Origin of the sequence: Streptomyces sp. PU-14G (assembly GCF_041028275.1) — a bacterium.
Lineage (GTDB): Bacteria > Actinomycetota > Actinomycetes > Streptomycetales > Streptomycetaceae > Streptomyces.
The window spans coordinates 1-10,779 of the sequence record NZ_JASKYT010000246.1; the positions used below are offsets into that span (position 1 = coordinate 1).

Genomic DNA, 10,779 nt, shown 5'->3' on the forward strand with positions numbered 1-10,779 from the left:
GCCCCGCCCTGCCCCGAGCCCTCGGGCCTGCCCCGAGCTCTCGGCCCCGCCCGGCGCGTGCAGGTATCGCGCTCGGGCGGACCGGCCCTGCCCCGCGCCCTCGGGTCTCAGGCCGCGAAGCCGCCGTCCACCGCGAGGGAGGCTCCGGTGATCCAGCGGCCGGTGTCGCCCGCCAGGTGGGCCACCGAGTCGGCGATCTCCTCCGGGGTGCCGTACCGCCCCAGCATGGTCAGGGCCGCCTGGGCCGGGCCGCCGTCGCCGTCGGCCGGGTTCATGTCGGTGTCGACCGGCCCCGGCGCCACCTGGTTGACGGTGATGCCGCGCCCCGCCAGCTCGCGGGCCAGGCCCTTGGTCAACCCGGAGACGGCCGCCTTGCTCATGGCGTAGAGGGTCATGCCGGGGAAGGGCACGTGGGCGGCTACGCAGCTGCCGATGTTGACGATCCGGCCGCCGTCGGCCATGTGGGTCGCCGCCGCCTGCGCCACCAGGTAGGCACCGCGCACGTTCGCCGTCAGCACCCGGTCGAGCTCCGCCACCTCCACCGTCTCCAGCGCGCCCATGGCGCCGGTGCCGGCGTTGTTGACCAGGATGTCCAGCCGGCCGAAGGCGCGGCGGGCCCCGTCCACGGCCGTCCGTACCGCCGCCGCGTCCGCGAGGTCGGCCTGTACGGTCCACGCCCTGGCGCCGCTCTCCTCGACGCGCGCGGCGACGTGCCGGGCCCGCTCGCCGTTCGACTGGTACGTCAGCGCCACGTCCGCGCCGTCCGCCGCCAGCCGCATCGCCACCGCCGCCCCGATGCCCCTGCTGCCGCCGGTGACGAGGGCGGCCTTGCCTGCCAGCGGCCTGGCGGGGGTGCGGGCGGTCATGGTCGTCTCCGGCGTCTTCGTCGTCGGTTCGTGTGTCGTCTCCGTGTCCATGCCTTCGATGGTCGGCCCGTGCGGAGCCGGAGGCTGGCGCTCTTCGGACGGAGCGTTCCTCCGGGGTACGGTTCGTTGTGTTGCACTTGCTGGTACGGTGCAATGGACCATCGGTCATGTGCCGTGTCGCGCGGTCATGCGCCGTGTCGCGAGGAGGAACGAGACGCCCACCATGAACACCACCGACGAGTGGCTGCACGCCGCTGCCATCGCCCCCTCCGTCGGCGCCCTGCGCCCGGACTACCGTGCGCTGTTGATCGTCGCCGAGGGCCTGCGGCCGGGGCCGAGCGACGCCTTCAGCGAGGAGCTCCTCACCGAGGCCGAGGCCAAGGCGTGCGACCCCGAGCAGCACCCGCACGTCGCCGCGTGGCGCGAGGCGTTCCGCGCCTTCGGCGCGAAGCCCAAGCGCACACGGCCCAGCGTCGACGCCCTCCTGCGGCGCGCTCCCGACGGGCTGCCCCGCGTCGACCGGCTGACCGACCTCTACAACGCGGTCTCCGTCGCGCACGTCGTCCCGCTCGGTGGCGAGGATCTCGACCACTACGCCGGCCCGCTGCGCCTCACCAGGGCCGAAGGCACCGAGCCTTTCGAACTGATGTCGGGTGGTGAGCCGGTGACGGAGAACCCCCGGCCCGGGGAGGTGGTCTGGCGCGACGACAAGGGGGTCACCTGCCGGCGCTGGAACTGGCGCCAGTGCGTGCGCACGCGGCTGACGGCGCGGACCACGCGCGCCGTCTTCCTCCTCGACGCCCTCGGCCCCCTGGACGACGCGGCACTGGAGACCGCGGGCCGCGCCCTGACGGACGCCCTGGTCGCGAGCAGCCCGGGCGCGGTGACGGCCTCACGCCTGCTGCGGGCGGCCTCCTGAGGGGCCGCTCCGACCGTGGCCGGCGATCCAGCGCCCGGGCGGCCGGCTCCCGGTGGGCAGCCGCCCTCCGGGAGCCGGGGCCGCCGCTCAGCTGTGCAGAGTGGCGAGCAGCGCGGGCAGGGCCTCGCTGATGGGCTCGCGCACGACCTCGTCGGCCAGCGCGTCGTACGGGGTGGGCTCGGCGTTGACGACGACGAGCCGGGCGCCGTGCTCGGCGGCCAGCCCAGCCAGGGAGGCCGCGGGCTGCACCTGGAGGCTGGTGCCGACGGCGAGGAAGACATCGCAGGCGCGGGCCACCGCCATGGCCGAGCCCAGCACCTCGGAGTCGAGTGCCTGCCCGAACATCACCGTGGCGGACTTGAGAATGCCGCCGCACTCGACACAGGCCGGATCGGCCTCCCCGGCCGCGACCCTGGCCAGCGCGCGTTCCATCGTCGAGCGCGCCGCGCAGGCCGTGCACACCACCGAACGGGCGTTCCCGTGCAGCTCCAGCACCTTGCGCCCGGGCACGCCCGCCGCCTGGTGGAGCCCGTCGACGTTCTGGGTGATCACGCGGACGGGCGTGCCGGAGGCCTCCAGGTGCGCGATCGCCTCGTGCGCCGCGTTGGGCCGTGCCTGCCACACCGGGCTCTCGCCGCGCAGGGCCCACGAGCGTCGGCGGATGTCCGGGTCCGCCATGTAGTACGCGTAGGTGACCAGCTTCTCGGCCTCCGGATCCCGGCGCCACACCCCCTGCGGACCCCGGTAGTCGGGGATGCCCGAGTCCGTGGAGACACCGGCTCCGGTCAGGATCGCCACCAGCGGGGCGCTGCCGCTCTCGGACCCACCGTCACCCGCGGGCGCGCTGTCGCGTTCGGCCATGATTCCCAGCGTAGTTCCCGGTCTCGCCGTCCGACCCCGGCCCGTGCTTCCATGGCACGGTGATCGACGACGAGCTGATGACAGCGGTGGAAGAGGCCGTCCGCGAGGCCGTGGACGCGGAGGTCGTGCCGCGCTGGCGCAAGCTCGCCGAGGACGAGATCACCACCAAGTCGGGCAGCCACGACCTGGTCACCGTCGCCGACCAGCGCGCCGAGCGGCGGCTGTCCGACGCGCTGCGCGCACTGCTGCCGGGATCGGCCGTCGTCGGCGAGGAGAGCGTGCACGCGCACCCGGCCGCCTACGCCGCGCTCGCCGGGGACGACCCCGTGTGGATCATCGATCCGATCGACGGCACCCGCCAGTTCGTCGCCGGGGAGGAGGGCTTCTGCACCATGGTCGCCCTCGCCCACCACGGTGAGACCCTGGGCGCCTGGATACACGCCCCGGTCCTCGGCCGCACCGTCCTCGCCAGGCGCGGGGGAGGAGCCCTGGTCAACGGCGAGCCCCTGTACGCGGGTTCACCCGAGCAGGGGGTGCCGTTGCGCGTCGCCGTCTCGCATCCGGACTACACGGACGAGTCGCAGAAGCGGTCGCTGTGCGGGCTGCGCACCGAGGGCGTGGACGTCCGCAACACCGGTTCGGCGGGCCTGGAGTACCTCGCCATCGCCGAGGGCCTCCTGGACGCGGTGGCCTACACCTGGGAATCCGCCTGGGACCACGCCGCCGGACTGCTGACGGTCACCGAAGCGGGGGGCGCGCACAACACCGTCGCGTACGCCCCCTTCCGCCTCGCGGGGGACAACGCGCTTCCCTTCACGGCGGCGCGTGACGCGGACACGACGCGGCGTATGGTGGGCCTCCTGCGCGAGCAGCACGACTGACGGCGAGGGGAGCCACACGTGCCAGCGATCCGGGACGCGGTCGTCGTCGGAGCAGGGCCCAACGGGCTGACCGTCGCCGTGGAGCTGGCCCGCCGCGGGTTCAGCGTCGAACTGTTCGAGGCGCGGGACGGGGTGGGCGGTGGCGCCCGCACCGAGGAGCTGACGCTCCCCGGCTTCCGCCACGACCCCTGCTCCGCCGTCCACCCCACCGGCGCCGGATCGCCCGCCTTCCGTTCCATGCCGTTGCAGCGGTACGGGCTCGAATGGCTGCACCCCGAACTGCCCATGGCCCACCCGTTCCCCGACGGCAGCGCCGCCGTGCTCTCCCGCTCCGTGGGGGAGACCGCGGCCTCGCTCGGCCCGCGCGACGCGGGAGCCTACCGCCGGCTGGTGGCCCCCTACATCGGCCGCTGGGAGACGCTCGCCGAGGACTTCTTCGGCTACGGCTCGGTGTTCAACGGCCGTTTCCCCCTGGACCCCGTCCAACTCGTGCGCTTCGGGCTGACGGGGCTCCAGCCCGTCACCTGGTCGAAGGTCAGGTTCCGGGACGCCAAGGGCCCCGCGCTGTTCGCCGGCATGGCCGGGCACGTCATCGCGCCCATGGACAACCCCTTCATGATGGCGCCCGCGCTCGTCTTCGCGCTCGCCGCGCACGCCGTCGGCTGGCCCGTCCCGCGGGGCGGCTCCCAGGCCATCTCCGACGCGCTGGCCGGCTACCTGCGCGCCCTGGGAGGCGTGATCCACACCGGCGTGGAGGTCAAGCGCCTCGACGAGCTGCCGCCCGCGCGCGCCTACGTCTTCGACACCTCACCGACCGCGCTCGCCCGCATCGCGGGCCTGGGCAGCGCGTACGACAACGTCCGCTACGGCGCCAGCCTCTTCAAGATCGACTATGCGCTGGACGGTCCCGTCCCGTGGACCTCTCCCGAGGCGGCCCGCGCCGGCACGGTGCACGTCGGCCCGACGCTCGACGACATCGACACCGCGATGAAGGACGCCGTGGTCCGCGGACGCGCCCCCGAGCGCCCTTTCCTGATCACCTCGCAGCCCAGCCTGACCGATCCGACCCGCGCCCCCGAGGGCAAGCACGTCTTCTGGGCGTACGGGCACCTGCCCAACGGCTGGAGCGGCGACGCCACCGAAGCCGTCGAGCGTCAGATCGAGCGCTTCGCGCCGGGCTTCCGCGACCGGGTGCTCGCGCGAGCCACCGCGGGGCCGCCCGAGCTCGCCGCCCGCAACGCCAACTACGTCGGCGGCGACATCGCCTGCGGCTCGGCGGCCGGGCTGCGCCTGCTGATCCGGCCCAAGCTCAAGCGCGTCCCCTACGAGACCGCGCACCCCGCCGTCTACCTGTGCTCCTCCGCCACCCCGCCGGGTCCTGGCGTGCACGGTATGGCGGGACACCACGCGGCCCGCGCGGTATGGCGCAGGCTGCACCGCCGTACGTGAAGGTCGCGGGGGCGTGACCGCCGTCGGGCCGACGACGGCCCCATGGTCGGGGGAGCCGCCCGGCAGATAGGGTCACGACGGCGCGACTGCCTGTTCGAACAACAGAGAGACCCAGGGGCAGAACCATGACTACGACGGCGCGGACCACACCGGCGCGCGTGCTGATCGCCGCGGACAAGTTCAAGGGATCGCTGACGGCCGTCGAGGTCGCCGACCGCGTGACGGCCGGAATCCGGAAGGCCCACCCCGAGGCCGACATCGAGGCCGTACCCGTGGCCGACGGCGGCGACGGCACCGTCGCGGCGGCCGTGGCGGGCGGCTTCACCCGCCACGAGGCGGAGGTCACCGGGCCGACCGGGGCCCCTGTCACCGCCGCCTTCGCGCTCCGCGAGGGGACAGCCGTCGTGGAGATGGCCGAGGCGTCCGGGCTCCAGCACCTGCCGCCCGGGGTCTTCGTCCCCCTGACGGCCACCACCTTCGGCGTCGGCGAGCTGCTGCTGGCCGCACTCGACGCGGGTGCCACCACGATCATCCTCGGCGTCGGAGGGTCCGCCACCACCGACGGCGGCGCCGGCATGCTCGACGCCCTCGGCGCCCGCCTCCTGGACCGCGACGGCGACTCCGTGCCCTGGGGCGGCGGCGGGCTGCGCGAGCTGGTCACCGCCGACCTGTCGACCATGGACGCGCGGCTGAAGAACGTCGAGGTCGTCCTCGCCAGCGACGTCGACAACCCGCTGACCGGGCCCAAGGGCGCCGCCGCCGTCTACGGTCCGCAGAAGGGCGCGAGCGACGAGGACGTGAAGCTGCTCGACGGCGCCCTCACGCACCTCGCCGAGACCCTCGGCGAGCAGGAGGCCGCCGCGGCGCCCGGCGCGGGCGCGGCGGGCGGCATCGGCTTCGGCGCCCTGGTCGGGCTCCGCGCGCGGTTCAGGCCCGGCATCGACATCCTCATGGAGGAGCTCGGCGTCGAGGCCGCCATCCAGCGCGCCGCACTCGTGATCACCGGTGAGGGGTCGCTGGACGAGCAGACCCTGCACGGCAAGGCGCCGGCCGGTGTCGCGGCGGCTGCCGGGCGGGCCGGCAAGTCCGTGGTGGCGGTGTGCGGGCGGCTCGCCATCGACCGCAAGCAGCTCAAGGCCGCCGGGATCGAGCGGGCCTACGCGCTGACCGACATCGAGCCGGACGTCCAGCGGTGCATCGCCGAGGCCGGGCCGCTGCTGGAGCAGCTCGCCGAGCAGCTGGCCGCCGACCAGCTCTGAGCCTTTTCCCGACCCCGCCCCTTCCCGAAACCAGGGGCCCGGCACCCAGACCCCCGTTTGTCGCTGCGCTCGTCCTCAATCGCCGGACAGGCTGATTCATCAGCCCGTCCGGCGATTGAGGACCGGGGTCGGGGTGGGGGTCTCCCCGGACGGAGTCTGGGGGMGGAGCCGCCCCAACGCCTGGCCGGCGAGGCCCCGGGGGTTTGGGGGCGGAGCGCCCCAACCACGGCCGAGGGCACCCTCACGGAAGAAGGGGAAGACCATGGAGGGGGCCCATGGGGCGCAGCCCCGAGAAGAGGGAACTGTCACTGTTCGGCTCTAGTGCGGGAGCGCGGCATAAGTGTGCGCGAGGAACTCGTAAACTCTGCGCAATGGACACCACCCTCAAGGACCCCCTGGTCGGTCAGGTTCTCGATGGCCGGTACCGCATCGACGCCCGCGTAGCCATCGGCGGCATGGCAACGGTGTACCGCGCCATGGACACCCGCCTGGACCGGGTGCTGGCCCTGAAGGTGATGCACACCTCCCTGTCGTCGGACGAGACGTTCGTGACGCGTTTCATCAGGGAGGCGAAGTCCGCCGCGCGGCTGGCGCACCCGAACGTGGTCGGGGTGTTCGACCAGGGCACGGACGGCACGTACGTGTACCTGGCGATGGAGTACGTGGAAGGCTGCACGCTCCGCGACGTCCTGCGCGACAAGGGCGCGCTGCGCCCGCGCCCCGCGCTGGACGTGCTGGAGCCGGTGCTGGCGGCGCTGGGCGCCGCCCACCGGGCGGGGCTGGTGCACCGGGACGTGAAGCCGGAGAACGTCCTGATCGGGGACGACGGCCGGGTGAAGGTCGCCGACTTCGGGCTCGTGCGGGCTGTGGACAGCCAGACGTCGGCGACGACGGACTCGATCCTGGGCACGGTCTCGTATCTGGCGCCTGAGCAGATCGAGGACGGCACGGCGACGCCGCGTACGGACCTGTACGCGTGCGGCGTGATGTTCTACGAGATGCTGACGGGCTCCAAGCCGCACGCGGGGTCCTCTCCGGCGCAGGTGCTGTACCAGCATCTGAACAAGGACATGCCGCTGCCCTCGGCGGCGGTGCCGGGGATGGCGGCGGCGCTGGACGCCCTGGTGGCGCGGGCGACGGCGCGGGACCCCGAGGGGCGCCCCGAGGACGCGGTCGCGCTCCTCGCGGAGGTCCGCTCGTCCCGTGCGGGGCTGTCGGAAGAGGAGCTGGACGCGGTGCCTCCGCAGGCCAAGGACGGCGGGGAGCAGGCGGTGGCGCCCGCCGAGGAGGACGGTACGGGGACGCCGGTGGCCGCCGTGCCGCCGTCGGAGGCCGAGACGTCGGTGATTCCGCGGCCTGCGGCGAGCGATCCGGTGCCGGACGCCGAACCGATGGACCGTACGGCGCTCCTTTCGGCGGTGCCCGCCGCCGGGGCGGCGGAGTCCGCCGCCCCGCCGCGGCGGCGGGTGCTGCAACCGCGCTGGGTGCTGGTGGCGCTGGGTGTGCTGCTGGTGCTGCTGGTGGGGACGGGTGTCTGGTACATCAACTCGGGCCAGTTCACCAAGACACCCGCGGTCTTGGACCAGACGCAGTCGGAGGCGACCAAGGCGCTGGCGGAAGCGGGCCTCGACGTGAAGGTGGAGCGCGACTACAGCCAGCGGGTGAAGCGAGGCCACGTCATCAGCACCGACCCGGAGCCGGGTGAGCGGGTGCGGAAGACGGGCGCGGTCACGATGACGGTCTCGCGCGGGCCCGAGGTGGTGAAGGTGCCGGATCTGCGCGGCACCCCGCTCAGCGACGCCCGGCGCAAGCTGGAGGACGCCGGTCTTGAGCCGGGGCTGGTCAAGCGGCGGTTCGAGGAGGAGACCGCGCAGGGCTCGGTCATCGCCACGGACCCGAAGCCGGGCAGCGAGCGCAGGCCGGGCGCCGCCGTGGGGCTGACGGTCTCCAAGGGCGTCCCGGTGGACGTGCCCGACGTGGTGGGTGACGACAAGGGCGACGCCGTCGAGGAGCTGAAGGAAGAGGGTCTGAAGGTCAAGATCGCCAAGGAGCGCGTCCACTCCGAGGAGGACGAGGGCACCGTCGCCCGGCAGTCCCCCACGGACGGCTCCCGGCTCGCGAAGGGCGACACGGTGACGCTGACCCTCTCCAAGGGGCCCGACATGGTCGAGGTGCCGGACGTGGAGGACAGCAGCGAGAGCGAGGCCAAGAGCGAGCTGGAACAGGCGGGCTTCGAGGTGACGGTGCGCCGCGTCTTCTTCGGCGACACCGTCTTCAACCAGTCCCCCGATCCGGGCGAGAAGGCCCCGCGGGGCTCCGAGGTGACCGTCTGGCTGCGCTGAGCGGAGCGCACCGGTTCCGTGCGGCCCCCGGCTTCGGCCGGGGGCCGTTCGCATGGCGGGTGACGCCTCGCCCGTGTCGTACGACCGTGTGACCTGGGCTTTCCCACGCACGCTTCGGACATGACCCTTATGTCCGTTCAGTCGTGAAAAGTAATGCCGGGGTGCGCATGCTCCGCTACCGACCGTACTGCGAAGCCCGCCCCGATGTGAGCCCACCCATAGGACGCACATCACCTACGAAACACCGTAGTGGAAAGCGCATCGCCGCCCCGACCTGGAATGCGGGGCATTCACCCCTTCATCCCGGGGGCCTGTTCAACGAATTCCGGTAGTACGTCACCTCGTTGATTTCCCAAAACGGGCCCTTTAACAATTACGGCGTCGCACGGCGCCGCGAAACAGATCTCGGCGCGTTCCCCCGGCTCCCCGCCTCTGCGACGACGCCTAGCGATGAAAGGTTCCGCTCTTTCTCATGCCCAGCATCTCCAGCCTCAGTCCCGGTAATCTCAGCCCGCGCGCCAGGAAGATCTCGACCGTCGGCCTCGGCACCGCCGGCGCCGCAGCCCTGGCCCTGACCGTGCTTCCCGGCACCGCGGCCCACGGCGACGCGAGCCAGGCCACGGCGGCCAAGAAGGTCAACGCCGAGAACGTGGCGTTCAGCTCCCACTCCTCCGTCCTGCCCGAGCAGGGCAAGGACATCGCAGCCGCGCAGCACTCCCTGATCGACGTCCCCGAGGGCGCACAGAAGGTCGAGAGCGTCAAGGACGCCACCACGACCGCGAAGAGCTTCACCACCACCGACGAGGCCGCCGACGCGATACGGGCCGGCGCCAAGGAGCGTGCCGCCAAGGCCGAGGCGCAGAAGAAGGCGGAGGCCGAGCGCGCCGCCAAGGAGGCCGCGAACCGCTCCGAGCAGCGCGCGGCGAAGCCGACCTACCCGAACAACCTGGACGGCTGGATCCGCGAGGCCCTGGCCATCATGGACAAGCACAACATCCCGGGCTCCTACGAGGGCATCCACCGCAACATCATCCGCGAGTCCGGCGGCGACCCCCGCGCCATCAACAACTGGGACATCAACGCCCAGAACGGCGTGCCGTCCAAGGGTCTGCTCCAGGTGATCAAGCCGACCTTCGACGCCTACCACGTCGAGGGCACCTCCTGGGACCAGTACGACCCGGTCGCCAACATCGTCACCGCGTGCAACTACGCGGCGGACCGCTACGGTTCGATGGACAACGTGAACTCGGCATACTGAGTAGTGTGAACACGAACGAAACGCAAGCCACGCGCAATCCCGTTGGCAGCCACGTCCCCGTCGCCGGGGGCCTGGCTGCCACGGGCATTTCCTATGCCGACGCGATCGGGGCGGAAGCCCTCCAGGTATTCGTCGCGAATCCCCGAGGCTGGGCGACCCCCGCCGGAAATCCGCAACAGGACGCCGCATTCCGCGCCGCGTGCGCCGAGCGTGGACTCCCCGTTCATGTCCACGCCCCCTATCTGATCAATTTCGGTTCGCATACCGAGGAAACCGCCCGCAAATCCGTGTTGTCGCTGCGGCATTCGCTGCGGCGCGGCCGTGCGATCGGCGCGCTCGGCGTCGTCGTCCACACCGGCGCGGCGACCGGCGGGCGGGACCGCGCCGTCGCGCTGGCTCAGGCGCGCGCGTTGATGATGCCGCTGCTGGAGGAGCTGAGCCACGAGGACGGCCCCCAGCTGCTGCTGGAGCCGACCGCCGGGCAGGGCGCCTCGCTCTGTTCGCAGGCGCACGAACTGGCCGCGTACTTCGAGGTGCTGGAGCACCACCCGAAGCTCGGGGTCTGCCTCGACACCTGTCACGTCTTCGCCGCCGGGCACGATCTCGCGGCGCCGGGCGGCGTGGACAGCACCCTGCGGGAGCTGGTGGCGGCGACGGGACCCGGGCGGCTGCGGCTGATCCACGCCAACGACTCCAAGGACGTGGCCGGCGCGCACAAGGACCGGCACGCCAACATCGGCTCGGGCCACATCGGCCAGGATCCGTTCGCCCAGCTCCTGGCCCATCCGCTCACGGACGGGGTGCCGCTGGTGGTCGAGACGCCCAGCGACAAGAAGGGCACCGAGCACGCGGCGGACGTGGCGCTGCTGAAGAAACTCCGCGACGCCTGAGACGGGTCGGGCCCGGGGCTTCCGGGCCCCGCTCCGACGGGGGCGGGCGGGTCC

Annotated in this window: 9 protein-coding genes; 7 read left to right on the forward strand and 2 right to left on the reverse strand. The window is 72.9% G+C overall.

Features of this window, described 5'->3' with window-relative positions; all coding sequences use genetic code 11:
* Positions 1 to 107: 107 nt before the first annotated feature.
* The gene (locus tag AB8Z75_RS24260) at positions 108 to 866 is read right to left on the reverse strand and encodes a 3-oxoacyl-ACP reductase family protein (RefSeq protein WP_369205422.1); all 759 of its coding nucleotides are present in this window, start codon (positions 864 to 866) and stop codon (positions 108 to 110) included.
* Between the two features lie 223 nt (positions 867 to 1,089).
* Between AB8Z75_RS24260 and AB8Z75_RS24265 the strand changes: the two genes are divergently transcribed.
* The gene (locus AB8Z75_RS24265) at positions 1,090 to 1,785 is read left to right on the forward strand and encodes a B3/4 domain-containing protein (RefSeq protein WP_369205411.1); all 696 of its coding nucleotides are present in this window, start codon (positions 1,090 to 1,092) and stop codon (positions 1,783 to 1,785) included.
* Between the two features lie 87 nt (positions 1,786 to 1,872).
* Here the strand turns inward: AB8Z75_RS24265 and AB8Z75_RS24270 are convergent, their stop codons facing one another.
* Complete coding sequence (locus tag AB8Z75_RS24270) at positions 1,873 to 2,646, reverse strand: NAD-dependent deacetylase (protein ID WP_369205413.1); 774 nt, start codon at positions 2,644 to 2,646, stop codon at positions 1,873 to 1,875.
* Positions 2,647 to 2,723: 77 nt separating this feature from the next.
* Here AB8Z75_RS24270 and AB8Z75_RS24275 point away from each other — a divergent pair, with 77 nt between their 5' ends.
* The 6 genes from AB8Z75_RS24275 to AB8Z75_RS24300 all read left to right on the forward strand — a co-directional run bounded on the left by AB8Z75_RS24275 (position 2,724) and on the right by AB8Z75_RS24300 (position 10,725).
* Complete coding sequence (locus tag AB8Z75_RS24275; protein WP_369205424.1) at positions 2,724 to 3,527, forward strand: inositol monophosphatase; 804 nt, start codon at positions 2,724 to 2,726, stop codon at positions 3,525 to 3,527.
* Positions 3,528 to 3,545: 18 nt separating this feature from the next.
* The gene (locus AB8Z75_RS24280) at positions 3,546 to 4,976 is read left to right on the forward strand and encodes a phytoene desaturase family protein (protein WP_369205415.1); all 1,431 of its coding nucleotides are present in this window, start codon (positions 3,546 to 3,548) and stop codon (positions 4,974 to 4,976) included.
* 158 nt (positions 4,977 to 5,134) lie between these two features.
* Positions 5,135 to 6,235: a glycerate kinase gene (locus AB8Z75_RS24285; protein ID WP_369205426.1), complete on the forward strand. Its 1,101-nt coding sequence runs from the start codon at positions 5,135 to 5,137 to the stop codon at positions 6,233 to 6,235.
* 371 nt (positions 6,236 to 6,606) lie between these two features.
* Positions 6,607 to 8,577 (forward strand): Stk1 family PASTA domain-containing Ser/Thr kinase, encoded by a 1,971-nt coding sequence (pknB, locus tag AB8Z75_RS24290; protein ID WP_369205417.1) that lies wholly within the window; start codon positions 6,607 to 6,609, stop codon positions 8,575 to 8,577.
* 472 nt (positions 8,578 to 9,049) lie between these two features.
* The gene (locus AB8Z75_RS24295) at positions 9,050 to 9,835 is read left to right on the forward strand and encodes a transglycosylase SLT domain-containing protein (RefSeq protein ID WP_369205419.1); all 786 of its coding nucleotides are present in this window, start codon (positions 9,050 to 9,052) and stop codon (positions 9,833 to 9,835) included.
* Positions 9,836 to 9,840: 5 nt separating this feature from the next.
* A complete protein-coding gene (locus AB8Z75_RS24300; protein ID WP_369205420.1) occupies positions 9,841 to 10,725 on the forward strand; it encodes a deoxyribonuclease IV in 885 nt (294 codons plus the stop codon).
* Positions 10,726 to 10,779: the final 54 nt, after the last annotated feature.

What these genes read in the sequence shown, in the direction of transcription:
- pknB (WP_369205417.1), top strand. Translation starts at nt 6,607, where the DNA reads ATGGACACCACCCTCAAGGACCCCCTGGTCGGTCAGGTTCTCGATGGC.
- AB8Z75_RS24265 (WP_369205411.1), top strand. Translation starts at nt 1,090, where the DNA reads ATGAACACCACCGACGAGTGGCTGCACGCCGCTGCCATCGCCCCCTCC.
- AB8Z75_RS24275 (WP_369205424.1), top strand. Translation starts at nt 2,724, where the DNA reads ATGACAGCGGTGGAAGAGGCCGTCCGCGAGGCCGTGGACGCGGAGGTC.
- AB8Z75_RS24295 (WP_369205419.1), top strand. Translation starts at nt 9,050, where the DNA reads ATGCCCAGCATCTCCAGCCTCAGTCCCGGTAATCTCAGCCCGCGCGCC.
- AB8Z75_RS24260 (WP_369205422.1), bottom strand. Translation starts at nt 866, where the DNA reads ATGACCGCCCGCACCCCCGCCAGGCCGCTGGCAGGCAAGGCCGCCCTC.
- AB8Z75_RS24270 (WP_369205413.1), bottom strand. Translation starts at nt 2,646, where the DNA reads ATGGCCGAACGCGACAGCGCGCCCGCGGGTGACGGTGGGTCCGAGAGC.